This window comes from Bradyrhizobium icense, from assembly GCF_001693385.1.
Lineage (GTDB): Bacteria > Pseudomonadota > Alphaproteobacteria > Rhizobiales > Xanthobacteraceae > Bradyrhizobium > Bradyrhizobium icense.
The window spans coordinates 3,776,197-3,800,790 of sequence record NZ_CP016428.1 but is presented as its reverse complement, the minus strand read 5'-3'; the positions used below and the strand labels follow the sequence as shown (position 1 = coordinate 3,800,790).

At 63.3% G+C, this 24,594-nt stretch carries 25 protein-coding genes; 12 read left to right on the top strand and 13 right to left on the bottom strand.

Annotated elements, in window-relative coordinates; all coding sequences use genetic code 11:
• The first annotated feature begins 25 nt into the window (after positions 1–25).
• The 3 genes from LMTR13_RS17885 to rpmG all read left to right on the top strand — a co-directional run bounded on the left by LMTR13_RS17885 (position 26) and on the right by rpmG (position 2,675).
• Positions 26–763: an NUDIX hydrolase gene (locus tag LMTR13_RS17885; RefSeq protein ID WP_065728987.1), complete on the top strand. Its 738-nt coding sequence runs from the start codon at positions 26–28 to the stop codon at positions 761–763.
• A 230-nt stretch (positions 764–993) separates the two neighbouring features.
• On the top strand, positions 994–2,319 hold the full coding sequence (locus tag LMTR13_RS17880) for an LLM class flavin-dependent oxidoreductase (RefSeq protein WP_065728986.1): 1,326 nt from the start codon (positions 994–996) through the stop codon (positions 2,317–2,319).
• 188 nt (positions 2,320–2,507) lie between these two features.
• Positions 2,508–2,675, top strand: a complete 168-nt coding sequence (gene rpmG / locus LMTR13_RS17875; protein ID WP_007603295.1) for a 50S ribosomal protein L33 — start codon at positions 2,508–2,510, stop codon at positions 2,673–2,675.
• 185 nt (positions 2,676–2,860) lie between these two features.
• Here the strand turns inward: rpmG and LMTR13_RS17870 are convergent, their stop codons facing one another.
• A complete protein-coding gene (locus tag LMTR13_RS17870; RefSeq protein WP_065728985.1) occupies positions 2,861–4,093 on the bottom strand; it encodes an MFS transporter in 1,233 nt (410 codons plus the stop codon).
• 134 nt (positions 4,094–4,227) lie between these two features.
• Here LMTR13_RS17870 and LMTR13_RS17865 point away from each other — a divergent pair, with 134 nt between their 5' ends.
• Positions 4,228–4,845, top strand: coding sequence for a TetR/AcrR family transcriptional regulator (locus LMTR13_RS17865; protein ID WP_065728984.1), 618 nt, complete (start codon positions 4,228–4,230; stop codon positions 4,843–4,845).
• A gap of 178 nt (positions 4,846–5,023) precedes the next feature.
• Positions 5,024–6,241 (top strand): serine hydrolase domain-containing protein, encoded by a 1,218-nt coding sequence (locus tag LMTR13_RS17860; RefSeq protein ID WP_236843428.1) that lies wholly within the window; start codon positions 5,024–5,026, stop codon positions 6,239–6,241.
• Positions 6,242–6,372: 131 nt separating this feature from the next.
• On the opposite strand, the gene LMTR13_RS17855 is transcribed toward LMTR13_RS17860, so the two are convergent.
• Together LMTR13_RS17855 and LMTR13_RS17850 are read right to left on the bottom strand one after the other, a co-directional pair.
• Entirely contained in the window at positions 6,373–7,746 is a 1,374-nt protein-coding gene (locus LMTR13_RS17855; protein WP_065728983.1) for a PleD family two-component system response regulator, read from the bottom strand.
• Between the two features lie 13 nt (positions 7,747–7,759).
• On the bottom strand, positions 7,760–8,125 hold the full coding sequence (locus tag LMTR13_RS17850) for a response regulator (protein WP_027538546.1): 366 nt from the start codon (positions 8,123–8,125) through the stop codon (positions 7,760–7,762).
• 228 nt (positions 8,126–8,353) lie between these two features.
• Here LMTR13_RS17850 and LMTR13_RS17845 point away from each other — a divergent pair, with 228 nt between their 5' ends.
• Positions 8,354–8,653 carry a DUF3572 domain-containing protein gene (locus LMTR13_RS17845; protein WP_065728982.1) on the top strand — a complete coding sequence of 100 codons (300 nt, stop codon included), beginning with the start codon at positions 8,354–8,356 and terminating at the stop codon, positions 8,651–8,653.
• Positions 8,650–9,954, top strand: a complete 1,305-nt coding sequence (locus tag LMTR13_RS17840) for a DNA polymerase IV (protein WP_065728981.1) — start codon at positions 8,650–8,652, stop codon at positions 9,952–9,954. Before LMTR13_RS17845 ends, LMTR13_RS17840 begins: the two co-directional genes overlap by 4 nt.
• Before the next feature lie 30 nt (positions 9,955–9,984).
• Here the strand turns inward: LMTR13_RS17840 and LMTR13_RS17835 are convergent, their stop codons facing one another.
• From LMTR13_RS17835 to LMTR13_RS17815, 5 genes are all read right to left on the bottom strand, one after another.
• Positions 9,985–10,386 (bottom strand): RidA family protein, encoded by a 402-nt coding sequence (locus LMTR13_RS17835; protein WP_065728980.1) that lies wholly within the window; start codon positions 10,384–10,386, stop codon positions 9,985–9,987.
• A 128-nt stretch (positions 10,387–10,514) separates the two neighbouring features.
• A complete protein-coding gene (locus tag LMTR13_RS17830; protein WP_065728979.1) occupies positions 10,515–11,615 on the bottom strand; it encodes a dihydrolipoamide acetyltransferase family protein in 1,101 nt (366 codons plus the stop codon).
• Positions 11,616–11,634: 19 nt separating this feature from the next.
• On the bottom strand, positions 11,635–12,615 hold the full coding sequence (locus LMTR13_RS17825) for an alpha-ketoacid dehydrogenase subunit beta (protein WP_065728978.1): 981 nt from the start codon (positions 12,613–12,615) through the stop codon (positions 11,635–11,637).
• Positions 12,608–13,693, bottom strand: a complete 1,086-nt coding sequence (gene pdhA, locus LMTR13_RS17820) for a pyruvate dehydrogenase (acetyl-transferring) E1 component subunit alpha (protein ID WP_065732775.1) — start codon at positions 13,691–13,693, stop codon at positions 12,608–12,610. The genes LMTR13_RS17825 and pdhA overlap by 8 nt, the downstream gene beginning before the upstream one ends.
• A gap of 397 nt (positions 13,694–14,090) precedes the next feature.
• A complete protein-coding gene (locus tag LMTR13_RS17815) occupies positions 14,091–14,957 on the bottom strand; it encodes a cell envelope integrity EipB family protein (protein ID WP_065728977.1) in 867 nt (288 codons plus the stop codon).
• Positions 14,958–15,211: 254 nt separating this feature from the next.
• Between LMTR13_RS17815 and LMTR13_RS17810 the strand changes: the two genes are divergently transcribed.
• From LMTR13_RS17810 to LMTR13_RS17795, 4 genes are all read left to right on the top strand, one after another.
• Positions 15,212–15,679 carry a RidA family protein gene (locus LMTR13_RS17810; RefSeq protein WP_065732774.1) on the top strand — a complete coding sequence of 156 codons (468 nt, stop codon included), beginning with the start codon at positions 15,212–15,214 and terminating at the stop codon, positions 15,677–15,679.
• A 15-nt stretch (positions 15,680–15,694) separates the two neighbouring features.
• Positions 15,695–16,447 carry a glycerophosphodiester phosphodiesterase family protein gene (locus LMTR13_RS17805; RefSeq protein WP_065728976.1) on the top strand — a complete coding sequence of 251 codons (753 nt, stop codon included), beginning with the start codon at positions 15,695–15,697 and terminating at the stop codon, positions 16,445–16,447.
• 107 nt (positions 16,448–16,554) lie between these two features.
• Positions 16,555–17,790: a GNAT family N-acetyltransferase gene (locus tag LMTR13_RS17800; protein WP_065728975.1), complete on the top strand. Its 1,236-nt coding sequence runs from the start codon at positions 16,555–16,557 to the stop codon at positions 17,788–17,790.
• Between the two features lie 50 nt (positions 17,791–17,840).
• Positions 17,841–18,263: an HIT domain-containing protein gene (locus LMTR13_RS17795; protein WP_065728974.1), complete on the top strand. Its 423-nt coding sequence runs from the start codon at positions 17,841–17,843 to the stop codon at positions 18,261–18,263.
• Between the two features lie 138 nt (positions 18,264–18,401).
• Here the strand turns inward: LMTR13_RS17795 and tsaA are convergent, their stop codons facing one another.
• From tsaA to LMTR13_RS17775, 4 genes are all read right to left on the bottom strand, one after another.
• Positions 18,402–18,893, bottom strand: a complete 492-nt coding sequence (tsaA, locus tag LMTR13_RS17790) for a tRNA (N6-threonylcarbamoyladenosine(37)-N6)-methyltransferase TrmO (protein ID WP_065728973.1) — start codon at positions 18,891–18,893, stop codon at positions 18,402–18,404.
• A gap of 80 nt (positions 18,894–18,973) precedes the next feature.
• Positions 18,974–19,318, bottom strand: coding sequence for an AzlD domain-containing protein (locus LMTR13_RS17785; protein ID WP_065732773.1), 345 nt, complete (start codon positions 19,316–19,318; stop codon positions 18,974–18,976).
• Positions 19,315–20,058 carry an AzlC family ABC transporter permease gene (locus LMTR13_RS17780; RefSeq protein WP_065728972.1) on the bottom strand — a complete coding sequence of 248 codons (744 nt, stop codon included), beginning with the start codon at positions 20,056–20,058 and terminating at the stop codon, positions 19,315–19,317. Before LMTR13_RS17780 ends, LMTR13_RS17785 begins: the two co-directional genes overlap by 4 nt.
• Before the next feature lie 319 nt (positions 20,059–20,377).
• Positions 20,378–21,328, bottom strand: a complete 951-nt coding sequence (locus tag LMTR13_RS17775; protein ID WP_156795665.1) for a transglycosylase SLT domain-containing protein — start codon at positions 21,326–21,328, stop codon at positions 20,378–20,380.
• A 235-nt stretch (positions 21,329–21,563) separates the two neighbouring features.
• Between LMTR13_RS17775 and LMTR13_RS17770 the strand changes: the two genes are divergently transcribed.
• On the top strand, positions 21,564–21,920 hold the full coding sequence (locus LMTR13_RS17770; RefSeq protein ID WP_065728970.1) for a PilZ domain-containing protein: 357 nt from the start codon (positions 21,564–21,566) through the stop codon (positions 21,918–21,920).
• Positions 21,921–22,003: 83 nt separating this feature from the next.
• Here the strand turns inward: LMTR13_RS17770 and clpA are convergent, their stop codons facing one another.
• Positions 22,004–24,406, bottom strand: coding sequence for an ATP-dependent Clp protease ATP-binding subunit ClpA (clpA, locus tag LMTR13_RS17765; protein ID WP_065728969.1), 2,403 nt, complete (start codon positions 24,404–24,406; stop codon positions 22,004–22,006).
• Between the last annotated feature and the right edge of the window lie 188 nt (positions 24,407–24,594).

Genomic DNA, 24,594 nt, shown 5'->3' with positions numbered 1-24,594 from the left:
ACAAGAGCACGAAAATGGGGATGGGATGAACGACGCCGCGACCGCTGTAAGAGAAGAAAAAGAAGCCGATCATCATCCTTATTTCCGGCCCAAGGATGCAGCCACGCTGATCCTGATCGACCGCTCCGGCGACAAACCGAAGGTGCTGGTCGGCAAGCGCCACGACAAGGTGGTGTTCATGCCGGGCAAATATGTTTTCCCTGGAGGCCGCGTCGACAAGTCGGACAACCGCATCCCCGTCGCCGCTCCGATTTCTCCGGAGCTCGAGGCCAACCTGCTGAAAGGCAGTCCCAAGATCGCACCTTCGCGGGCGCGGGCGCTGGCGGTTGCCGCGATCCGCGAGGCCTGCGAGGAAACCGGCCTTTGCCTCGGATGCAAGGTCGACGAGCCGGTGAAGCTCGACGGTGCCTGGAAGCCGTTTGCGGAAGCAGGCCTGCTGCCCGATCCGTCCGGCCTCTTCCTGATCGCGCGCGCGATCACCCCGCCCGGCCGCGTCCGCCGCTTTGATACGCGGTTCTTCACGGCCGACGCGTCGGCCATCGCCCACCGCGTCGAAGGCGTGATCCACGCGGATGCCGAACTGGTGGAGTTGGTCTGGGTAGAGATCGGCTCGCAGCCGCTGGCCGACGCGCATGCCATGACCAAGAACGTGCTCGCCGAACTCGACCGCCGCCTTGCGACCGGGCCCTTGCGCCACGACGCGCCGGTGCCGTTCTTCCACTTCTACGGCGGCAAGATGCAGAAGGACGTGCTGGGGGCGTAGAGTGTCCCCGCTCCCTCCCGTCATTGCGAGGAGCGTCAGCGACGAAGCAATCCACGCTTCCGCAACGGAGGGATGGATTGCTTCGCTTCGCTCGCAATGACGGTATCGGCTTTCGGGGACTTATCCTCCCTCAGTCCCTCAAATTGCAAAATTCTTCTCAGCGCGGCCCATTGGCGCTGCCCTAGTCGCCTCCCTATCTCTTCCCCAACAACGATCACGGAAACGGGGCAATGGCACAGCGGCAACTCAAGCTCGGCGCATTCATGCGGCCGGTCTCCATCCATACCGGTGCATGGCGCTATCCGGGCGCATGGCCCGATGCCAATTTCAATTTTCCGCGGATAAAGCAACTGATTCAGAAGCTGGAGGCCGGCAAGTTCGACGCCTTCTTCATGGCCGACCATCTGGCCGTGCTGAACATGCCGATCAACGCGCTCAAGCGCAGCCACACCGTCACTTCGTTCGAACCTTTCACGCTTCTGTCGGCGCTGGCCGGCGCCACCGAGCATATCGGCCTGATCGCGACGGGATCGACGACATTCGACGAGCCCTATCATGTGGCCCGGCGTTTCGCCTCGCTCGATCACATCTCAGGTGGACGTGCGGGGTGGAATATCGTCACCACCTCCAATCCCGACGCTGCGCTCAATTTCGGGCTCGACGACCACATGGAGCACGCCGAGCGCTACAAGCGGGCGCGCGAGTTCTACGACGTGGTCACTGGTCTCTGGGATTCCTTTGCCGATGACGCCTTCGTGCGCGACGTCGAGAGCGGGCTCTATTTCGACCCCGCAAAAATGCACGTGCTCAATCACAAGGGCAAATATCTTTCCGTGCGGGGGCCGCTGAACATCGCCCGCCCGGTGCAGGGCTGGCCGCTGATCGTGCAGGCCGGCGCGTCCGAAGACGGCAAGCAGCTCGCGGCGGAAACGGCAGAAGCCGTGTTCACCGGCGGCGGCAGCCTCGCCGACGGGCAGAAGCTTTATGTCGACATCAAGGGCCGCATGGAGAAGATCGGCCGCAACCCCGAGCATCTGAAAATCCTGCCCGGCGCCTTCGTCGTGGTCGGCGACAGCGTCGAGGAGGCCAAGGAGAAGCGCGCCAAGCTCGACAGCATGGTGCATTACGACAGCGCCATCGCCTCACTTTCGGTACAGCTCGGCACCGACGCCTCCGGCTTCGACCCCGACGGCCCGTTGCCGCCGATCCCGGAAACCAATGCGAGCAAGAGCGGCCGCCAGCGCCTCCTCGATGCCGCCGCACGCGACAAGCTCACCGTGCGCCAGCTCGCCCAGCGCGTCGGCGGCTATGGCGGGCTGTCCTTTGTCGGCACGCCGCAAACGATCGCCGACCAGATGGAGGAATGGCTGGCGAGCCGCGGCAGTGACGGTTTTAACATCATGTTCCCGTTCCTCCCGGCAGGATTGGACGATTTCGTCGACAAAGTGGTGCCGGAGCTGCAGCGACGCGGGATTTTCCGGAAGGCGTATGAGGGCAAGACCCTGCGGGAGAATTTGGGGCTGCCGCGGCCGAAAAACCGGTTCTTTGAGGGTTAACGCGCGTATTCCGCAAAAGTGGGCACCGCTTTTGCGATCAGAATACGCGCAAAACACGGATTCCCCCTCGAATCAGGCCGGTTTTTGCCCCGAAAACCTTGACTTTGGGCGATCAGAAGCTAGGTTGCGCGGCAAATGCAGGCCGGTTTGGCCGGCGCCTGACACCCCCATTTTTTGAGGTTCTGAACATGGCCAAAGCGGTCACCATCAAGGTCAAGCTCGTTTCCTCGGCGGATACCGGCTTCTATTACGTCGCCAAGAAGAATTCGCGCACCATGACCGACAAGCTGGTCAAGAAGAAGTATGATCCGGTCGCGCGCAAGCACGTCGAGTTTCGCGAAGCGAAGATCAAGTAAGCGAGCCAATCGCTGACGGTTTTGAACGGGGCCTTGCGGCCCCGTTTTTGATTCCTGGCTATCCGCGTCCGGACGCGGTGCAGCGCGTAGCGGTGCACCGTAGAGCCGGGACCCACGGTAGCCGCGGATGGACCCCGGATCAGCAGCGCGCTGCGCAGCGTCCGGGGAACGACTGATAGACTACGCTACGCCGTCTGCATCTGCGGTGGTCCGCTCGGCCGGATCAACGCGAACGCCACCTGGACGATGCCGCCGGCTAACCCAAGCGCGACACCGATCCGCCACGCCATCGTGTAGGAGCCGAGCGCGTCGTAGAGCACCCCGCCCCCGAACGCGCCGAGGAAGCTGCCTACCTGGTGGCTCATGAAGGCGAGCCCCTGGATCATCGCCTGCCATTTCAGGCCGAACATCTCGGCGACTGCGCCCGCAACCAGTGGGCCGACGCCCATCCACAGGAAGCCCATGATGGCGCCGAACAGCAGCGTGGTTGCCGGCGTCGGCGGCAGTGTAAAATACCAGGCGAGCGCGATCGAGCGGAAGATGTAGATGCCGCCGAGCAGCGCCAGCTTGTTCCAGCGCTGGCCGGCCCAGCCGAAGAAGATGCTGCCGAGTACGTTGAAGCCGCCGATCATGCCGAGCGTCTGCGCGCTCAGCATCGGGTCCATGCCGCAGATCGCCAGATACGACGGCAGGTGCGTGGTGAGAAAGACGAGCTGCATGCCGCAGACGAAATAGGCGCCGGTCATCACCACGAAGGAAGCGTTGGAGAATGCCATCTTCGTTGCGACGGCGGCTGACGCGTCGTCGATTTCGTCATCGGCGGGCTTGGGCAGCGGAATCTTGTCTACCCTGCCCGCATACCACGCGGCCGGAATCATGATGAGCGAGAGCACGATGAAGCCTGCGAGCCCCATTCGCCAGCCATAACTTTCATTGAGCATCTGCCCGATCGGCGCCGACAACAGCGCGCCGAGGGAGCCAGCGCCCGACACCAGGCCGAGCACGGTGGAGCGCACCGACGCTGGCACCGCGCGCGCCGCAACCGACATCGCAATCGCCGCCGCGGTGCATGCCAGCGACGTGCCGATCAGCACGCCGCCGCCGATCATGACGGCGAGGACGCCGTTCGCCCCTGCCATCAAGGCAAGACCGGCGACATAGAGCAGCGCGCCGACCACCATGATGGCGCGAAAGCCGTAGCGCACGGTCAGCGCCCCGGCGAGCGGCTGCAAAAATCCCCAGGCGAGGTTTTGCACCGCGATTGCCAGCGTGAAGTCGGAAATCGATATTCTGATATCCTGCGTCAGTGGCTGCATGAAAATGCCGAGCGACTGCCGCAGCCCCATGCTCAGCGTCAACATGATGGATGCGCCGATCAGGATGGGGAGAGTGGGTCGCAGGATTTGCAGCAGCGCCATTGTTTTTATTCTCCCTAACGGGCGCGATTCGTAGGCCGCGTCCTGCAATTGACATCTGAAATAGGTACACAGACCTGTGTAACTGGGCTACAAAGGGAGGCTGCTGTCAAGCAAACGGTGACCCACGCAATCGCATGGCTACCCTGCCCGCCAAACCAGCCATGAAGGACCGGATTCTGGAAACCGCAGATAGGCTGTTCTATCTGCAGGGAATTCGCGCGGTTGGTGTCGACACCATCGCCGCCGAAATCGGCATCAGCAAGCGAACGCTCTACAATCATTTCTCATCCAAGGACGCGCTGATCTCGGCCTATCTGGCGCGGCGTTTCGTGGCGCCGCGGCCTTCCGACAAGTCGCCGGTGGAGCAGATTCTCGGCACTTTCGATTCGCTGGAGCGGCGTTTTTCGTCGAAGGATTTTCGCGGCTGCCCGTTCGTCAACGCAGTGGCCGAGCTCGGTGAGGATCAGTCGGTCCGCAAGGTTGCGGTCGAATTCAAGGAAAGTCGCCGCCTCTGGTTTCGCGACCTGCTGGAGCAGCTCGGCATCCGCCAAGCAGACGCGCTGGCGACGCAGCTCGCTCTGCTCGTCGACGGCTCGATCGCGCAGGATCTCGTCCGTAACGATCCTGCGATGGCGCGGGCGGCAAAGGAAGCGGCGACAGTGTTGCTGCGGAATGCCGGGGTGAAGATTGGCCCGCCTGCTCCTGCACAGAAGCATGCGGCAAAGAAGCGGCAGTCAAGGTCGGCAACTTGAATCCCTCCCACCCGTCGTCCCTGCGGTTCGCAGGGACCCATACGCCGCGGCCTTTCAATAAGGCGATGTGGCGGTTACCTTCTTGCTGCAAAAGCGCCGGTGGTTAAGGGTCCCTGCGCTCGCAGGGACGACATCAATATAGAGCCGCGCCAAACTAACGAATGTAAAGGGAGCGAAAATGGAAGACCTGAAAGTGACCGCCAGCGGGTACGATTTCAAACCGGCGCGCGCGGCCATGCAGCGTTACATCGACAACAACCTGCTGTCAGGCATTTCCTGGGCGGTCATGGTCGGACGCGACCTCGTCGACGTCAATTGCGTCGGCTGGGCCGACAAGAAAGCGCAGACCCCGCTCCGCACCGATCACATCTTCCGCGTCTTCTCCAACACCAAGCTGATCACCTCCTGCGCCGTGCTCTTGCTGTTCGAGGAAGGCAAACTCAAGCTCGACGACGCAATCGAAAAATTCATTCCGCAGCTCGGAAATCGCGAAGTGCTGCGGCCGGACGCCACTTCGCTTGACGATACCGAGCCTGCGAAGAGCTCGATCACCATCCGTCAGTTGCTCAGCCACAGTTCAGGCCTGAGCTACGGCTTCTTCGATCCCGGCACCGCCATCTACAAGGCGCTCAATGAGCGCGGCGTCCACAATCCCATGGCGACGCTGGCCGACATGGTGGACGTGCTGGCCGGCCTGCCGCTGATCTATCAGCCGGGCACGTCGTGGGAATACTCGCTGGCCACCGACGTGCTGGGGCGGCTGGTCGAAGTCATCAGCGGCCAGAGTTTCGACAAGTTCGTCCGGGCGCGGATTCTCGACCCGCTCGGCATGGTCGATACCGGCTTCGTCGTGCCGGAGACGGACCAGGGACGGCTCGTCGCCTATTACGCTGGCGCGGACCTGATGGAGCCGATGAAGCCGGGATTGACCCGAACCGACAACTCGCCCTTCCCCGGCGCTTATCTGCGCCCGATCGCAAGGCTAAGCGGCGGCGGCGGCCTGGTTTCGACGCTGCATGACATGGTGGCATTGATCCGAAGCCTGCTGCCCGGTGGCCCGACCCTGCTCAGGCCCGAGACGATTGCGTTGATGCTGACCAACCAATTGCCCGAGGGTCAGTGGATCCGCTTTGCCATGATGGGAGAGCAGCCCGGCAAGGCCTTTACCCTGGCTGGCGGATTGATCCAGGCGCCCTCGGCGTTCGATCACCCGGATGCCGCAGGCGAGCTCTATTGGGGCGGCGTCGCGGGCACCCAATGGTGGATCTCGCCGAAGCGCAACATGGCGGGCGTGATGATGGCTCAGCGCCAGATGGCGTTCGTGCATCCGTTTTCGTTCGAGTTCAAACGGCTGGCGTATGAGGCGGTGCGGCAGAATGCCAAGGTTGTTGCTTGACGCGACAACCGTCGTCCCTGCGAACCGCAGGGACCCATACCGCGTGATCTATCGCTATGGCAGGGCGGCAGACGCCTTTCGCAAAACGGCTGCCGGTGGCTATGGGCCCATGCGCTCGCAGGGACGACAGTTCAGGCGGCCGCCGATACCACCCGGTTGCGTCCGTCGTGCTTCGCCCGATACAGCGCGGTGTCGGCGCGCTTGAGCACGTCGGCGACCGGCTCGCCCTTGCGGTCCAGCGTGGCGAGCCCGATCGAAATCGTGACATCGATCCGCTTGGTACCCTTGTTGACGGCAAAGGTTTCGCCGGCGATCGAGCGGCGCAGGCGCTCGGCAACCATGCCGGCGACGGTCAGGTCGGTTTCCGGCATCACGATGACGAATTCCTCGCCGCCATAGCGGCAGGCGAGATCGATGCCGCGGATCGACTTGCGGATGCGCACGGCGAATTCGCGCAACACGTCGTCGCCGGCGTCGTGGCCGTAGGTGTCGTTGATGGATTTGAAGAAGTCGATGTCGAGGATCATCAGCGCGAGCGGCTTGCCGCGGCTCGAGGCCTGCTCGACGAGCGTCGAGAGATGGCTTTCCATGTAGCGGCGATTGTGCAGCCCGGTCAGCGCGTCGGTGATCGCCATTTCGATCGAGTTCTGCACATTGTCGCGCAGATGGTCGGTGTAGCGTCGCTTGCGGATCTGGGTGCGCGCCCGCGCCAGCAGCTCGTTCTTGTCGACGGGGCGCAGCAGATAGTCGTTGACGCCGATTTCGAGCCCGCGCAGCAGCCGCGCATTGTTGTCGGCGTCGGAGATGGCGAGAATGGGCAACTGGCGGGTGCGCTCCAGCGAGCGCGCCTGGCTGCACAGCCGCAGGCCGTCGTAATTTTCCAGGCTGAGCGAGACGATCAGCAAATCATAATTGCCGTCGGCGGCATGAAACAGCGCTTCCGCCGGATTGATCTCGACGTCGACGGTGTGCTCGGCCGCAAGGATCGGCGCCAGCCGCTCATAGGACGACGGCCGGTCGTCGACCAAAAGGATCCGCCCGCCGACGCCCTTGTCGGCGATCGCGCTGCGCTCGGGCGCCTCCATGCCGATCTCGAGCGAGGTGATGGCGCGCATGCGCAGCTCATCGGTCATCATCTTCAGCCGCGTCAGCGACCGAACGCGCGCGATCAGAACGATGTCGGACACCGGCTTGGTGAGAAAATCGTCAGCCCCGGCCTCCAGCCCGCGAACGCGATCGGACGGGCTGTCGAGCGCCGTGACGATCACGACGGGAATGAAATGGGTGGCGGGGTTGGATTTCAGCCGGCGACAGACCTCGAAACCGTCCATGTCCGGCATCATGACGTCGAGCAGGATGATGTCGCATTCGGAGCGCGAGCAGAGGTCGAGCGCCTCGGCGCCGTTGGAAGCAGTCAGCACGTCGAAATACTCGGCCGACAGCCGGGCTTCCAGCAGTTTGACGTTCGCCGGAACGTCATCGACGACAAGAATACGCGCAGACATTCGAAACTCACTCCTACCCGATAAAACGCCGCACGGTTTCAATAAACTTGCCGACGGAAATTGGTTTGGACAGATACGCCTCGCAGCCGCCTTCGCGAATGCGCTCTTCATCGCCCTTCATCGCAAACGCAGTGACGGCCACCACCGGAATGGCGCGCAACTCCGGATCGTCCTTGATCCAACGCGTGACTTCGAGGCCGGACACCTGCGGAAGCTGGATATCCATCAGGATCAGATCAGGGCGCAGCTTGCGGACGAGATCGAGCGCCTCGAAACCATTGCTGGTACCAGAGGTTTGATAGCCATGCGCTTCCAACAGATCGCGAAAGAGCTTCATGTTGAGCTCGTTGTCCTCCACGATCAGGACGGTTTTCGCCATCCCGTCCCTCCCTCATCCCAGGAAACAAGTCCGGCCTTTCGGCACGTCTTGCACCGACGCCGCCCCCTGTCGAAAACTGAATTCAAACTAGCGCCAGATTCGCTCTAAGCCGTTAAATCGATGCGCCAACTTTTACGAAGCGGTTTCGATTGTTGAACACGCTTCGCAGACTCGGGCATGATGGTTCCAAATTAGAGCCCATAAGTTAACGGAAAGGCAAACGATCTATTGAAAAAGCCTGTTCACAACCCCCGCGAAGTGGCTGAAATCGTTGCGGTTCAAGCGCTGAGTTTCATCGCTGGCGATCCTGAGAGGCTAGGCTTGTTCTTGGCTGAAACCGGCATCGGTCCGGAGACGCTACGCACCGCCGCCGCCGACCCGCAGTTTCTGGCCTCGGTGCTCGATTTCGTGCTGCGCGACGACGCAACGGTGAAGGCGTTTGCGAGCGCCTCGCAACTGCACCCGACCAATATCGCCGCCGCCCGCCAGGTGCTGGGCGACCCGCATTGGGAGCGCGACGTGCCGTGAGCGCACAGGCGCCAGCGTTAGACGGTCCGTGCTCATTTTGCCGGGATTGCCTCGGCGACCTCGATATCAGGGCAAGTCGTTGCAGCGAATGCGGTTCCCCTCGCCTGGTCCGCCACCATGCCCTGCCCTCGCTGACGCTGGCGCATATCGATTGCGACGCGTTCTACGCCACCGTGGAAAAGCGCGACAATCCGGAACTTGCCGACAAGCCCGTGATCATCGGCGGCGGCAAGCGCGGCGTGGTGTCGGCCGCCTGCTACGTCTCGCGGACCTATGGCGTGCGCTCGGCGATGCCGATGTTCAAGGCGCTGGCGCTCTGCCCCCAAGCAGCCGTGATCCCGCCAAACATGGCCAAATATGTCCGCGTCGGCCGCGAGGTGCGGCGGGCCATGCAGACGCTGACGCCGCTAGTGGAACCGCTCTCCATCGACGAGGCGTTTCTGGATCTGGCCGGCACGCAGCGTGTTCACGGCATGATCCCCGCTAAAGTGCTGGCGCGCTTTGCCCGCGAGGTCGAGCGCGACATCGGCATCACGGTTTCGGTCGGCCTGTCCTGCAACAAGTTTTTGGCCAAGATCGCCTCCGATCTCGACAAGCCGCGCGGCTTTGCCGCCCTCGACCAGATTGAGGCCCGCGAGATGCTCGCCGACAAGCCGGTCGGCTTCATCTACGGCGTCGGCCCCGCGACCCAGGAAAAGCTGCTGCAGCGCGGCTTTCGCACCATTGCGGACCTGCAGCGCGCCGACGAGGTCGAGCTGATGAAGCAGTTCGGCGGCGAAGGTCGCAGGCTGTGGCGGCTGGCGCGCGGCATCGACGACCGCAGCGTAATGCCCGACCGCGGCGCCAAGACGATTTCGAGCGAAACCACGTTCGAAAACGACATCCGCGATTTCGCCACGTTGGAACGGCTGCTGTGGCGGCTGTCGGAAAAAGTGTCGTCGCGGCTGAAGACCGGCAACCTGGCCGGCTGCACCATCACGCTGAAGCTGAAGACCGCCGATTTCAGGCAGCGCACCCGCTCGCAATCGATTCAGGCGCCGACCCAGCTCGCCGCGAAGATCTTTGCGGTGTCGCGGGAAATGCTGGCGAAGGAGATCGACGGCACCGCCTTCCGCCTGATGGGCACCGGCGTCAGCGCGTTGCGCGAGGGATCGCGAGGAGACGACAGCGACATGCTCGACCGCCGCTCGGCCCATGCCGAGCGCGCGATGGATGACTTAAGGAAGAAGTTCGGCAATGCCGCGGTGATCCGCGGCATCGCGTACAACGGGCCAGCGAAGGAAGAGGATGAGGAGGAGTAGACCGCTCTCTCCCCCTGCGACGCAGAGACCTCAATCGACGACGGCCACTGCCTCAATCTCGATCAGCCATTCAGGGGCCGCAAGCGCGGTTACACCCACGAGCGTGCTTGCCGGCGGCTCCATGCCTTCAAAAAACACCGAGCGCGCCTTGCCGATGATGGGACGGAGCTCAGGCTTGTAGCCGACGACGAAGGTCGTGATTTTCACGATATCAGCATAACTCGCCCCGGCGGCTTTCAGCGCCAGGCCAATGTTGTGCATCACCTGCGTCGTCTGCGCGGCTATGTCACCCTCGCCGACCACCCGCCCCTCCTCGTCGGTGGAGACCTGTCCCGCGATATAGATCGTGCGCGCGCCCGACGCGGCGACGACGTGGGAATAAGCCGGATTGTGGTGAAGTCCGCTTGGCCGAAGTTTTTCGAGCTTGCTCATGTTTGCGCCTCCCTGACGTGCATGGTTTGGCAGAAGCGTATCCGGGTCCGGCGCTCTCGACCAGACTGGTTGTCGCAGTGCTCAGCGCCGTTTCCATGTACCCATATGGGGCCCTGCGCATGGCTGTCTCACGAAAACTGCTCAAGGTCCGCCTTGAGCGCGACCAGGAAGCGAGCAGCTTCGCCGCCTGTCACGACGCGATGGTCGAAGGTGAGTGACAGTGGCAACACGCGCCTCACCGCCGGCTGGCCGCGGTACGCAACCACCCCTTGGGTAATCCGGCCGGCGCCGATGATCGCCACTTGTGGCGGTACCACGATCAGGCTGGCGAAGCGGCCTCCGATCATTCCGAAATTCGACAGTGTAATCGTCGCCCCGCGCAGCTCTCCCGGAGGTATCGAGCGCGCGACGGCGTCTGCCCGCATCCGGTCAAGCCCGGCTCGCAAGTCCGATACGTCCCGCTCTGCGACATTGCGCAACACGGGAACGATAAGGCCGCCGCCGGTATCGACGGCGATGCCGAGATCGATACGCTCGATCAGGCGCCGTTCGCCAGCCCCGGAATTGTACCAGGCATTGAGCGCAGGCTCGGCCTTGCAGGCGACAGCGATCGCGCGCACCAGCCGGATCGTCACGTCCTCGCCGGTTCGCCAATCGTCGATATCGGCCTCGTCGGTGACGCCGGCGGGGACGATCTCGGCATGAGCCGCCGCCATGCGTTGAGCCATCGCGCGCCGCAAACCGCGCAGGAGTTCGGCAGGTCCGCTTTGGGACAAGCCCTTGGCAGCCCGTTCCACATCCGCGCGCGTAATGGTGCCGCCGGGTCCGGTAGCTTCGACCAGATCGAGGTCGACATCGAGCTTGCGGGCCAGTGCACGCACCGCCGGAAAAACCTGAGCTTTCTGTCCAGCCGCTGGCCCGGAAGGTGCCGCTGCTGCCGGCGGCGTCTCGCTGGCGCCAAGTTCCCCGACAATTGTGCCGGTGTCCTGGTCGGGGCCTTCGGCAAACTCGACAAGCGGGGCGCCTACCTTCACTACATCTCCCTTGGCACCAAACAGATGCAGGATGCGTCCGCTCGACGGCGACGGCACCTCGACGACGGCCTTGTCCGTCTCGACAGAAACCAGCGGCTGATCGGTGACGACGTGATCGCCTTCGTTGACATACCAGTTCACGATCTCCGCCTCTTCGAGGCCCTCTCCCAGATCCGGCAATACGAACTGGTGCATGGGGCAAGTCCGCTGGCAATCAACTGAACTGGCACGCTTGGCGCGCGGCCGTCACGATACGATCGACCGATGGCATCATATGATGCTCGAGCCGCGCCATCGGAATGATGGTGTCGTAGCCGGTGACGCGGGCTACAGGCGCGAGCAGAGAGGTCAAAGCGCGTTCGGCGATCAGCGCGGCGATCTCGGCTCCGAATCCGCCGGTCCGCGTCGCCTCGTGCACGATGACACAACGCCCGGTTTTTGCGACCGAACCGAGCACCGTGATTTCATCATAGGGCTTGAGCGTGGCGAGATCGATGACCTCGGCGGCGATGCCGTCAGCAGCCAGCGCGTCGGCCGCCGCCATGGTTTCCTTCAGCATCCCACCCCAGCTTATCAGCGTGACATCGCGGCCTTTCCGCAGGACAAAAGCGACATCCAGCGGCAAAGCCTCGCCGTCGTCTTCCACTTCGCCTTTCGCCGCGCGGTAAATGCGGGTCGGCTCCAGAAATACCACCGGATCGGGATCGCGGATCGCGGCGAGCAGCAGTCCGTATGCGCGTTCCGGCGACGAGGGAATGACAACGCGCAAGCCTGGGATATGGGCGAGCATCGCCTCGGTGCTTTCGGAATGATGCTCCGGCGCGCGAATGCCGGCGCCATGCGGCGTACGCAGCACCATTGGGCAGGTGAGCCGTCCCTGGGTGCGGTTGCGGATTCGGGAGGCGTGGTTCACCAGTTGATCGATGCAGGGATACAGAAATCCCATGAACTGGATCTCGCCAACAGGCTTCAACCCCTGTGCCGCCATGCCGACGCAGAGTCCGCTGATCAGGAGTTCGGCAAGCGGCGTATCGAGGACGCGCTCCGGGCCGAAACGCGTTTGCAGCCCGACGGTCGCGCGGAACACGCCGCCGTTGATGCCGACATCTTCGCCAAGCACGACGACATCAGGATCATCCTCCATGGCGCGGGCGAGCGCCAGATTGACGGCTTCGACCAACGTCATTTCAGGCATCGCCCTCTCCCGCGAGTTCGCGGCGCTGCGCGGCGTACGTCTCGGGCAGCTCGGCATAGAGATGATCGAACATGGTCTCGGGTCGGCGTGGCTCTGTTGCCAGGTAGCGCTCGACCGCCGCCTCGACGCGCTCATGGCACTCCGCCGCGAGCTGTTCCTCCTGCGCCTTGCTCCACATTTTTTGACCGACGAGGTAGCTCCTCAGGCGCGTAATCGGCTCTTCTTTCCAGCGGGCCTGGACTTCGTCAGCCGAACGATAGCGTAACGCGTCATCGGAGGTCGTATGATCGCCGAGCCGGTAGGTGACTGCCTCGATGAAGCGCGGACCCCGGCCGTCACGGGCGGCGGCAATGGCGTCTTCGGCTGCGGCGCGCATCGCCACAACATCGCTGCCGTCCACCTGCTCGCCGATGAAGCCGGCGGCGATGGCTTTCTGCGCCAGCGTTTCGCAACCGGTCTGTAGTCGCAACGGGACCGAAATAGCCCATTGATTGTTGGTGGCGACGAAAACGACCGGCAGCTTGTGCACTCCGGCAAAATTCATCGCCTCGTAGACATCCCCCTTCGAAGTGGCGCCATCGCCGAACATGCATACGGCGACACGCGGCTGCTTGCGAAGCTTGAAGGCATAGGCAACGCCCGCGGCATGCGGCGCCTGCGACCCCACGGGAACGCAAAACGGAAAATCCCGAACCGGTCCGGAGAAGTGATTGCCCCGCTCGTCCCCTCCCCAGAACAGCAGAATTTCCTCCAGCTTGACCCCGCGCCAGATCAGCGCACCGTTGTCGCGATAGGAGGGCAACAGGACGTCCTCTTCGCGCATCGCGCTGGCTACGCCGACCGACACCGCCTCCTGGCCGAGCGAAACGGCGTAGGTCCCAAGCCGGCCGGTACGCTGCAATGCAACAGCCTTTCGGTCAAAATTGCGCAGCAGCATCATCGCTCGATAGAGCGCGGTGAGAAGATCGGTATCGGAGGCGAATGCGGGGAGCGGCCGGTTAATCGAGCCGTCAGGCGCGAGGTAGTTGCGGTGGCGCACCTCAAAGCGCGCGATGACCGGAAGTCCTCCGTCTGCCATTTTTTTGCTGGCCACGTCCTCGCTCCCAGAGCGATTCTGCATCCCACAATTCGTAATTGGTGCTTGGCCGGAACAAAACAAGATGGGTGCGCCCATCTCGCATGGCCTTTGCTGCACCGCGGGCTCGAGGGGGCGGTAAGGTTGTCCTCGTAACGACTGAACCATAGGAGGCGGCTCGCCGGTTCGTTCGGTTACTATCTAGAGCGGGATGGGTTGGAGTCGAATCGATTCGCCATTAGCGCGAAGCTAGCGATCTCGCGTCCCGGACGCAGTGCAGATACTCTTCGGCGGTACACCGCAGGGCCTAGACGCAAATCGCGAAAACAACCCCATGCAAAGTAGAATGGACCCCGGCTCGCGGATCGGTCTTCCGGGCGCGAACGTCTTAAGGGTGCCGTCACTTACACGGTTTGGAATCCCTGACGTCGAACCGGCCCATGGCACCCGCAATCACGAAATCGTTGTAATCGAGCACCAGCGCGCGGGAGACGCCGTTCTCAAAGAGCTCGAACGACATCGCGTAAACCGGCGTCTGCTCGCCGTCTTTCGCCTTGGCGTCGCGGTCGTAGTAGCTCACGGTCACGGGCCAGCGGGTCAGCGCCTTCATCTGGTCGTTGGCGGTCGACGGGTCGGGCGAAGCGATGCTTTGGGTGCCCGGGATCGGCTTCCCAATCACCGATAGCGTATTGTAGACCTTCTCGCCATTATCCGAACCGTCATAGACCATCAGCTCCAGCACCGACTTGCCCGCGCGCGCGGCGGCGATGATGTGCTGGATCTGCTCGGTCGGGAATACGACCTTGCCGTCGAGCTCGAACGTCTTCGCAACCGGCTGTTTCAGCTTGACCGTGATGCGGTCGCCGACCCGTTCCGCCACGCCGTCGATCGGCGCGGAGTCGGTATCGTTCATGCGGGTATCGATCTTGAAACGATAGCTCTTGCCGGCGGCATCTTCCCAGGAATGCGAGCGAAGATCGCTCAGCGTCAACCTGCCCTCGCCGCTGTCGAGTTCCGATACCTGACGAAATTCAGAGGTGTAGCCCTCGCAGGCGCTGCCCGAAAAATTGTAGAGGATGCGCCCGCGCGCACCCGATATCGCATTGGACCCGCGCGACTTGACCAGCTTCAGCTCATAGAGGGCCCGATGTGAGAGAAACGGCCCGCTGGCACCAGCCAGCGCCGGACCGTTTGCCGAGCCTGAGAGCAAAATCGCCGCAGCCGAAAACACCAAAGCACGAACCGGAATCGGGAACGGGCTAGCCATGTTCTGTTTTTTCCTCAAGGGAGATTCGATTACATTAGTGACGGGTCCATTGCGCCGCAACTAGGGCAGCGCCACGATAACGCAAGAATTCGAGGTCGATGCACGCCGTTTTTCGGCATTTCGGGCACGATTCGCCTTGATCGCAAGCGTTGCGACGCAGCCCCACCGTCGCTTGCAAGACAAAGCGCGATGCGCGAAACAATGCGCGCCTGACCGCAGGTCAGGAACGGTCACATCAAGCGGGGATGCAAAACATGGCGGGTACGGTCGAACAGAAGCTGGCGGCACAAGGCATCACGCTGAACGAGCCCCGCACCCCGATGGCGAACTATGTCGGCTTCGTGCGCTCGGGCAACCTGCTGTTCGTCTCCGGCCAGGTCTGCGCCAATGCGGAAGGCAAGCTGATCGCCAAGGGCAAGCTCGGGGCCGGCGTCACGATCGAACAGGGCTATGCCGCGGCGCAGGGCTGTGGCGTCAACCTGCTGGCCCAGGTCAAGGCCGCGCTCGGCGATCTCGACAAGGTGGTTCGCGTGGTCAGGCTCGGCGGCTTCATCAATTCCGCGCCTGATTTCCTCGACGGGCCGAAGGTGCTCAACGGCGCCTCGGACCTGATGGTCACCGCATTCGGCGACAAGGGCCGGCATGCCCGCACCACCGTCGGCGTCGCTTCTCTCCCCTCGGACGCTGCCGTCGAGGTCGACGCCATCTTCGAGGTATCCTGAGCGGAGCGTCCTCTCGTGCGTGCGCCGAACTGGCTGACGGCACGCCCCGTGGCCCATCGCGGCCTGCATGATATTTCGCGTGGCATCGTCGAAAACATGCCGGCGGCCGCGCAGGCCGCCGTGGACGGCAATTTCGCCATCGAATGCGACATCCAGCTTTCGTCGGATGGCGAGGCAATGGTGCACCACGACAACGCGCTCGGCCGCCTCACCGAGGGTTCGGGCGCGTTGCTCGGCATGACCGCGGCCGAGCTCAAGGCCGTCAATTTCATGAACACGCCGGAGCGGATGATGACGCTCGGCGATCTCTGCGCGCTCGTCGGAGGCCGCGTGCCGTTGGTGATCGAGGTCAAAAGCCATTTCGACGGTGATCGCCGGCTGGTGAAACGGATGGCGGAGGTGCTCGCCTCCTATGACGGCCCTGCGGTCGGGATGTCCTTCGATCCGGATCAGGTGGTAGCGTTGCGGGAACTGATCCCGGGCCGCGCCCGCGGCATCGTGGCCGAACGCGACTATACCGTCGAGGAGTGGCCGGAAGCGTCAGCGGAACAGCGCCGCGGCATGACGCATCTGCGCCACGCCTTCCGCACCCGGCCGCATTTCGTTGCCTATTGGGTGAATGAGCTGCCCGCGGCCGCGCCCTGGATCGCCCGCAACGTCTTCGGCCTGCCGTTGTTGGCGTGGACCGTCCGCACATCGGAGCAGCGTGCGCAGGCGGCGCGCTATGCCGACCAGATCATCTTCGAGGAGTTCCTGCCGGGAACCTGATGCGCGGCCGCCCACCTTGAACTCGCCCGCTTGATGCACGATCTTTGCAAGGCGTTGGTCACATGGGCGATGGCTGATCGCATGATGGGACCGGTTTGAATTTCTAGATGGCGTCATCCGAAATCACCCTCGAAGCCGTTCCCTCCGTCAGCGACGTCAAGGCTGCGGACTGGGACGCCTGCGCCAATCCGGCGGGCGATCCGAACGGCCTCGACTTGGACACGCTGGCTGCGCGGAATGGCTCCTGCGCCGCTGCAAAGCCGGCCTATAACCCATTCGTTTCTCATGCTTTTTTTGCCGCAGCGGAAGCCTCTGGTTCGGCCTGCGCTCGCACCGGCTGGGGTCCGCGACACCTTTTGGCACGGCTCAATGGCGAGATCGTCGGCATCGTGCCCTGCTATCTGAAGACACATTCGCAAGGCGAATATGTCTTCGACCGCGGCTGGGCCGATGCCTATGAGCGCGCCGGCGGACGTTATTATCCGAAACTGCAGGTCTCGGTTCCCTTTACGCCTGCCACCGGCCCCCGGCTGTTGATCCGCGACGGCGTCGACCGCGAACAGATCGGCTCGGTGCTGGCGCGCGGGCTGATGGCGCTGTGCAACGCGACCAATGCCTCCTCCGTACATGTGACCTTTGCCCGCGAGGCGGAAGCGAAGTTGTTGCGTCAGCATGGCTTCCTGCAGCGGAACGACCAGCAGTTTCACTGGCACAATGAGGGCTATGGGACATTCGAGGATTTTCTCACCTCGCTGAATTCGCGCCACCGCAAGGCAATCAAGCGCGAGCGGCGCGAGGCGGTCGCCGCCGGAATTACGATCCACCACCTGACCGGAGCCGATATCACCGAGCAAGCCTGGGATGCGTTCTTCTCGTTCTACATGGAGACGGGCTCGCGCAAATGGGGCCGCCCCTACCTCACGCGAAAATTCTTCACGCTGGTCGGCGAGAGCATGAGCGGCGACGTGCTCCTGGTGATGGCCAAACGAAACGGGCGCTGGATCGCGGGTGCCATCAATTTCATCGGAGCGGACACGCTGTTCGGCCGTAATTGGGGCGCGCTCGAGCATCACCCGTTCCTGCATTTCGAGATCTGCTACTATCAGGCGATTGATTTTGCGATCCAGCGCGGCCTGAAAGTCGTCGAGGCCGGCGCGCAAGGCGAACACAAGCTGGCCCGCGGCTACCTGCCGCAAACGACTTACTCCGCGCACTTCATCGCCGACCCCGACCTGCGCCGCGCAATCGCCGACTATCTGAAGCGCGAACGGGCCTATGTGGCGGAGGTCGGACGCGAGTTGACCGAGGCTGGCCCGTTCCGCAAGGCCGCGGACGAGGCTTGACCGGTTGTGCCAGCGACGTGAGATTGAGACCAAACTTGAGGGAAGAAACCATGCCCGCCTATGATACCAACAACCCCTTCGCAAAAATCCTGCGCGGCGAGTTTCCCTGCCACAAGGTTTATGAGGACGACCATGTGATGGCCTTCCTCGACATCATGCCGCGTTCGCCCGGCCATACGCTGGTGATCCCCAAGGTCCCTGCCCGCAACATCCTCGATATCACGCCCGACGATTACGCCCACGTCGCGCGCGCCGCCCACAAAATCGCCGCCGCCGCGATGAAGGCCTTCAAGGCGGACGGCATCACCGTGCAGCAATTCAACGAGCCCGCTGGCGGGCAGGTCGTGTTTCATTTGCACATGCATGTGATGCCGCGCCACGATGGCGTGGCGCTACTGCCGCCCGCAAGCCGCAAGGAAGATGTCAAGGTGCTGGAGGACAACGCGACCAAGCTGATGGCGGCGCTGGGGTAGCATCCACAGTCATTGCGAGCCAACGGGCCGGCGCGAAGCGCCGCTCCGATGACAGGCTCCACGAAGCAATCCAGCGCGCCGTAAGCCGAGAAATGGATTGCTTCGTCGCTTTCGTTCCTCGCAATGACGGGGCGAAACCTACTCCGTCTCGAAATCCCCGCCCTTCGGCTGTGCCAGCGGCGAGAACTCGCAGCGGTCCGGCTTGACGTCCAGCAGCGGCGTCTCGTCGAGACAGTCGAGGCCGCGCACCAGGATCGTGTTACCCTCCACGGCGACGAATTTCACGATCGAGGTGCCGATCGGATTGGGCCGTACCGGCGAGCGCAGCGAGAAGGTGCCGCGGGTTTTCCGGTTGTTCTTCGGGCTCTGCAGCACGAGATCGCGGCGCGAGTGATGCAGCCAATAGATCACTTCGAGATTTTCATAGAAGTCGACGCCCTTGATCGCGGGCACCCAGGGCTCGAAAATCTCGAGCCGGCAGACCGGGCCATCGTGGCGGCCCTGCCGCGGCGTTTCCAGCCGCGACTTCCAGGGCGTGCGGATGCGGCCGATGAACACCAGCCCGGCATCGCGGGCCGGCGGCATATCGACGGTAACTTCGCCCTCGCGCAGTTTGGTGTCCTGAGCCATTGCCTAATCCAGTGAGATGGGCACCGATCGCCTGCAACTTTTCTTGCGTGCGGGACAGTACCGGATTATGGGCCACGCAATCAACCGAGCCACCATTTGCCGGCCAGAAGGATGATCTCGCCAGAGACCACGCCGGCAAAGATCGAGCGTCGCGTCAGCATGAACACCGCAAAGCCGGTAGCGACCGCGCCATAGCGCAGCCAGTCCGGCACGCCGGCCAGCGCGCCCGGCGGCTGCACCAGGATTTGCGCGATGACGCCGGCGAGGATCGCGGTCGCCACCGCCCGCACCCACACCAGGACTTCCGAGCCCTCGTCGACACCGGCGCCGAACCACAGCCCGGCCATGCGCCAGATCTCGTTGGGCAGGAAACCTGCAAGCACGAGGACCAACAGCGCGTGCGGGTTGCCGAAAAATTCGCTCATGCGCGCGCCCTCTCCCGCCACCAGTGCACGCCGTAGGCAATGCTGCCGACGGTGATGCCGCTGATCAGGATATCGACGCCGGTATGCAGCATCGACACCAGCGGAAACAACGAAAGCCCCAGCACCAGCGCCAGCACATCCGATATCTGCCTGCAGTTGCGTGCCGTCGACAGCAGGAACGCCAGCGGCGTCAGCAGCAGGATCGCCGCGGCAAACAGCGGCGGCAGCTTGGCGGCAAGCTCGTAGCCGAGCGTAGTTGCGATCATGCATACGGTGACAAGGCCGCAGCCGAGCCCGTGCGTGAACGCAATCCGCCGCTCGCGCGGCACTTTTGGCAACAGCCGATAGCATTCGACCCACAGCGTCACGGCGATGAAATGCGTCGCCAACACGAGGTGGCGGCGCCTGGTCTTGGGTGTCTTCATCAGCGGCAGCACCGACACCACCATCGGAAACAGCCGGATCGCGCTCACCGTCACCGCAATCGCCGCCTGCACCGCGGTCGCGCCGGAGCCGAGCGTCGAGATCAGGATGATCTGCGCCGGCCCCGCCCAGACCAGCAGCGTAGAGCCGAGCACCCAGCCGAGACTGAAATGGCTGTCATGAGCCAGCGCCCCGATGCCCAGATAGGTCGCAAACAGCACCAGCGTCAGCACAATGGACGCGACCGAACTCATCCCCCACGCGAAGGCGCGGATGGGGCTTTTCCATTGGGGAGAAGAGAGCGGAGGTAGAGGCACGGGTGATTGGGATGAGGATTGAAGTCGCAGGCATAGGGCTGGTGAAAGAGAGCCCCGTCAAGCAACGCAGGATTCAAAGCAGTTATGCAGGACGGCCACCCGTCATTGCGAGCCACCCGGTCGGCGCGGAGCGCCGCCGGATGGCTCGCAATGACGCTGAAATAGCACCACACACACTGCTGTCATCCCCGCGAAGGCGGGGATCCAGTACGCCGCGGCCTATCCGTCCAATCACTGTTGCCTCTGGAATACTGGGTCACCCGCCTTCGCGGGTGACGACAACTGAATGTGTGTCAGCGATCTCGCGGCGCAATTCCCCTCACCCCGGCACGCCCCTGTTCCTTAGCACAAAGCACGCCCCGCCCACCTTGCGGATGCGGTTGCAGAGGTCGTCGGCCTCGCCGCGTGTGTCGGCGCCAAATCGCACTTGGTAGAACGTCGCCGGGCCGCGGCTGCGCAGGCGCGAGGCGAGAATGCTGGGGTCGCGATTGCCGATCACGCTCGAAAGCCGCGAGACCGCGCGCCCATACATCGCAAGCGCCTTGTCGCGGGAAAAGCCGGCGGCGAGCTGCACGCCCCACACCTTCGCGGCGGCGAGCTTCACGCGCTGCTCCAGCCCGGCGACAAAGGGATTGGGCGCCTGTTTCAAGAGCGCCATCAATTCGCGGCAGTTCGAGGTCCGGGCTAGCCCCGGCATCTTGCCGCTTCGTCCCGCCGCGGCCCACTCCTCCACCGTCGAGCCGGTGATGGCGATCACGTAGTTGCGGGTTTCCTGCGGCATCCCGCCGGTGCCGGCCAGCCATTCCTGCACGCGCCGCGGACCGGCATTGTACGCTGCCGCTGCCAGCCCGAGATTGCCGAATTGCTGGCGCAACTCGTCGAGAAACTCGGCCGATTTGGGCAGCGCCTGCACGGGACTGAAAGGGTCAAGCAGGCCACGTTCGTTCGCCGTACCCGGCATGAACTGCGCAATTCCCTGTGCCCGCGCACCGCTCCGCGTCACCGGCCCCACCGCATCGGGCTGAAATCGGCTCTCCTGCCAGATCACGCGCGCGAAGAACTCCAGCGGCAGGTCCGACGCCCTGGCTGCCGACTCGATCATCAGGCACATCGCCTCGCGCGCCTCGCTCTCGCGCGCAGTGGCCGGTTTTGGGCTGGCTGTCGCGCTCGACCGGGTAGCCTCACCCGCGTCCTCCGCGAAGGCATGCGCAAATGAGGACAAGAGCGACAACGTGCACCATAGGGCGCGAAGAAACCGACCTCTTTGCATGGCAGTTTGCAATCCGGGAATGCGCATTGCGGTGAAAACGTTAGTCAAACGATCATGGCTTGCCGGTGGATCCGCCGCCCCTCCGCTGCGCGCCGCCTTTTTTGCGTTGCAATTGCTCCGAAATCCCGCCGTCGGAACCGTCGTTAATTTACGTTAACGCCGCATTTTGCGGCGGCCGGACTTTTATGGGCAACAAAGCAGGGTAAAAGTCTCCGCACTTTTTGGGAGACTTTCAATGCAGGACCGGCGCGAGAGCGTGCGCGACAAGGTGATGTATGGCGGCGTCGCCGAGATCGGCGACCGCGGCGCGACGCGCGAATGCATCGTCCGCAATATTTCCGATCACGGCGCGACCATCGAATTCAGCAACGACGTGCAGTTGCCGAAGGAGCAGCTCTCGCTGCGCATCGCGCGCAAGGGCCGCTCCTTCCTCGCCAGGGTGATCTGGTGGCGTGACAATTTCGTCGGCGTCGCATTCAGGGCGGAAAGCCCGGCCGAGCCGGTTTCCGATCTCGGAGAGCGGCTGCGCAGAAGCGAGATCAAGAAGCGGCAGCTCCAGCGCCGGATCGACGAGTTGCTCGGCGAGCGCTGAAGAGCAATGCGCTACAGAAAAAGGCCGGCTGTCGAGCCGGCCTTTTTTGCATTCTCTCGCCGCGTCTCTCGGTCGAACCGCGATCAGACCTTGACCAGCGGGCCCTTCGAAGCCGGGCCCTTGGAGCCGCCGCCGCCGTTGGGGCCGCCTGATTTCGGCCTGCGCTTGCGCGCGCCAGGCAGCTTCTCCGGCTTCGGCGTGACCGGACCCTCGACAAACTCGAAGCCGATCTTGTCCTTGCCCTCGGCGTCCTTGACCAGCACGACGCGGACATGGCCGCCGCCCTTGAGCTGGCCGAACAACACCTCGTCCGCCAACGGCTTCTTGATGTGCTCCTGGATTACGCGGGCCATCGGCCGCGCCCCCATCTGCTCGTCATAGCCATGCTCGATCAGCCAGGCCTTGGCGGGCTCGGACAGTTCGATGGTGACGTCGCGATCGGCAAGCTGCGCTTCGAGCTGCAGCACGAACTTCTCGACCACCATGCCGATGACATCGGCGTTGAGATGGGCGAACGAGACGATCGCGTCCAGCCGGTTGCGGAATTCCGGGGCGAACTGCCGGTTGATCGCCTCATGGTCGTCGCCTTCCCGCTTGTTGCGCGTGAAGCCGAAGGCCTGCCGCGCGAGGTCGGCGGCGCCCGCATTGGTGGTCATGATCAGGATCACGTTGCGGAAATTAACCTGCTTGCCGTTGTGATCGGTCAGCCGGCCATGGTCCATGATCTGCAGCAGCACGTTGTAGAGATCCGGATGCGCCTTCTCGATTTCGTCGAGCAGCACCACGCAATGCGGATGCTGGTCCACGCCATCGGTCAGAAGGCCGCCCTGGTCGAAGCCGACATAGCCGGGAGGCGCGCCGATCAGGCGCGACACCGTGTGCCGCTCCATGTATTCGGACATGTCGAAGCGCAGCAGCTCGACGCCGAGCGAGGCCGCGAGCTGCTTTGCCACTTCGGTCTTGCCGACGCCGGTCGGCCCCGAGAACAGGTATGAACCGATCGGCTTCTCCGGCTCGCGCAGGCCGGCGCGCGCCAGCTTGATCGAGGCGGACAGCGACTCGATCGCCTTGTCCTGGCCGAACACCACGCGCTTCAGCGTCTGCTCGAGATGCTTCAGCACCTCGGCATCGTTCTTTGACACGCTCTTGGGCGGAATCCGCGCCATGGTCGCGATGGTGGTCTCGATTTCCTTGATGCCGATCGTCTTCTTGCGCCGGTTCTCGGCAACCAGCATCTGCGCCGCGCCCGACTCGTCGATCACGTCGATCGCCTTGTCCGGCAGCTTGCGGTCGTGGATGTAGCGCGACGACAATTGCACGGCCGCCTCGATCGCCTCGTTGGTGTATTTCAGCCGGTGGTAATCCTCGAAGTAGGGCTTCAACCCCTTCAGGATCGCAATCGCGTCTTCCACCGTCGGCTCGTTGACGTCGATCTTCTGGAACCGGCGCACCAGCGCGCGGTCCTTCTCGAAATGCTGACGGTATTCCTTGTAGGTCGTCGACCCCATGCAGCGGATCGTGCCGGAAGCCAGCGCCGGCTTCAGCAGGTTGGACGCGTCCATCGCACCGCCGGAAGTGGCGCCGGCACCGATCACGGTGTGGATTTCATCGATGAACAGGATGGCGTTCGGATGCGCCTCCAGTTCCTTCAACACCTGCTTCAACCGTTCCTCGAAATCGCCGCGGTAGCGGGTGCCGGCGAGCAGCGTGCCCATGTCGAGCGAGAACACGGTGGCGGCGGCCAGCACTTCCGGCACTTCGGAATCAACGATGCGCTTGGCGAGCCCTTCCGCAATCGCGGTCTTGCCGACGCCGGCCTCGCCCACGAACAGCGGGTTGTTCTTCTGCCGGCGGCACAACACCTGGATGGCACGGTTGATCTCGGCATTGCGTCCGATCACCGGATCGATCTTGCCGTCCCGCGCCTTCTTGTTGAGGTTGACGCAATAGGTCTCGAGCGCCTCGCCCTTCTTCTTGGCGTCCTCGTTGCCCTTGGTCTCGGTCTCCTCGTCGACGCCGCGCACGGGGCGTGCTTCGGAGACGCCCGGCCGCTTGGCGATGCCGTGGCTGATGTAGTTGACCGCGTCGTACCGCGTCATGTCCTGCTCCTGCAGGAAATAGGCGGCGTGACTTTCGCGCTCCGCGAAAATCGCGATCAGCACGTTGGCGCCGGTGACTTCCTCGCGGCCTGAAGACTGGACATGTATCACCGCGCGCTGGATCACGCGCTGGAAGCCGGCGGTAGGCTTGGCGTCGTCGGCGCCATCAGTCACGAGATTCTCGAATTCGGTCTCGAGATAATTGACGAGGCTGGTGCGCAGCTTGTCGAGATCGACGCTGCAGGCGCGCATCACCGCAGCCGCATCCGAGTCATCGATCAGCGACAGCAGAAGATGTTCGAGCGTCGCATATTGGTGATGGCGCTCGTTTGCAATCGCCAATGCACGATGCAGGGATTGTTCAAGGCTTTGGGAAAAAGTTGGCATTCGCGTCCTCTATGGCCCCCGGTCATCATGATCGCCATTACCCGGTGAGGCAACAACAACCTTCGTCATCCCCTGTCACATAGTGTCATATAGTTACATACGATCGTGGCGAAAGACCGGTTCCGCAAGCGTGGTTTTCCTCTAAATTCGCGGCACCACGGCTGCGGCACGCGACCTCCGCCTCCCGA

What these genes read in the sequence shown, in the direction of transcription:
- LMTR13_RS17815 (WP_065728977.1), bottom strand. Translation starts at nt 14,957, where the DNA reads ATGGCTAGCCCGTTCCCGATTCCGGTTCGTGCTTTGGTGTTTTCGGCT.
- LMTR13_RS17880 (WP_065728986.1), top strand. Translation starts at nt 994, where the DNA reads ATGGCACAGCGGCAACTCAAGCTCGGCGCATTCATGCGGCCGGTCTCC.
- LMTR13_RS17860 (WP_236843428.1), top strand. Translation starts at nt 5,024, where the DNA reads ATGGAAGACCTGAAAGTGACCGCCAGCGGGTACGATTTCAAACCGGCG.
- pdhA (WP_065732775.1), bottom strand. Translation starts at nt 13,693, where the DNA reads ATGGCAGACGGAGGACTTCCGGTCATCGCGCGCTTTGAGGTGCGCCAC.
- LMTR13_RS17785 (WP_065732773.1), bottom strand. Translation starts at nt 19,318, where the DNA reads ATGAGCGAATTTTTCGGCAACCCGCACGCGCTGTTGGTCCTCGTGCTT.
- tsaA (WP_065728973.1), bottom strand. Translation starts at nt 18,893, where the DNA reads ATGGCTCAGGACACCAAACTGCGCGAGGGCGAAGTTACCGTCGATATG.
- LMTR13_RS17835 (WP_065728980.1), bottom strand. Translation starts at nt 10,386, where the DNA reads ATGAGCAAGCTCGAAAAACTTCGGCCAAGCGGACTTCACCACAATCCG.
- LMTR13_RS17770 (WP_065728970.1), top strand. Translation starts at nt 21,564, where the DNA reads ATGCAGGACCGGCGCGAGAGCGTGCGCGACAAGGTGATGTATGGCGGC.
- LMTR13_RS17775 (WP_156795665.1), bottom strand. Translation starts at nt 21,328, where the DNA reads ATGCAAAGAGGTCGGTTTCTTCGCGCCCTATGGTGCACGTTGTCGCTC.
- LMTR13_RS17870 (WP_065728985.1), bottom strand. Translation starts at nt 4,093, where the DNA reads ATGGCGCTGCTGCAAATCCTGCGACCCACTCTCCCCATCCTGATCGGC.
- LMTR13_RS17810 (WP_065732774.1), top strand. Translation starts at nt 15,212, where the DNA reads ATGGCGGGTACGGTCGAACAGAAGCTGGCGGCACAAGGCATCACGCTG.
- LMTR13_RS17795 (WP_065728974.1), top strand. Translation starts at nt 17,841, where the DNA reads ATGCCCGCCTATGATACCAACAACCCCTTCGCAAAAATCCTGCGCGGC.
- LMTR13_RS17800 (WP_065728975.1), top strand. Translation starts at nt 16,555, where the DNA reads ATGGCGTCATCCGAAATCACCCTCGAAGCCGTTCCCTCCGTCAGCGAC.
- LMTR13_RS17830 (WP_065728979.1), bottom strand. Translation starts at nt 11,615, where the DNA reads ATGCACCAGTTCGTATTGCCGGATCTGGGAGAGGGCCTCGAAGAGGCG.
- LMTR13_RS17855 (WP_065728983.1), bottom strand. Translation starts at nt 7,746, where the DNA reads ATGTCTGCGCGTATTCTTGTCGTCGATGACGTTCCGGCGAACGTCAAA.
- LMTR13_RS17885 (WP_065728987.1), top strand. Translation starts at nt 26, where the DNA reads ATGAACGACGCCGCGACCGCTGTAAGAGAAGAAAAAGAAGCCGATCAT.
- clpA (WP_065728969.1), bottom strand. Translation starts at nt 24,406, where the DNA reads ATGCCAACTTTTTCCCAAAGCCTTGAACAATCCCTGCATCGTGCATTG.
- LMTR13_RS17825 (WP_065728978.1), bottom strand. Translation starts at nt 12,615, where the DNA reads ATGCCTGAAATGACGTTGGTCGAAGCCGTCAATCTGGCGCTCGCCCGC.
- LMTR13_RS17865 (WP_065728984.1), top strand. Translation starts at nt 4,228, where the DNA reads ATGGCTACCCTGCCCGCCAAACCAGCCATGAAGGACCGGATTCTGGAA.
- rpmG (WP_007603295.1), top strand. Translation starts at nt 2,508, where the DNA reads ATGGCCAAAGCGGTCACCATCAAGGTCAAGCTCGTTTCCTCGGCGGAT.
- LMTR13_RS17850 (WP_027538546.1), bottom strand. Translation starts at nt 8,125, where the DNA reads ATGGCGAAAACCGTCCTGATCGTGGAGGACAACGAGCTCAACATGAAG.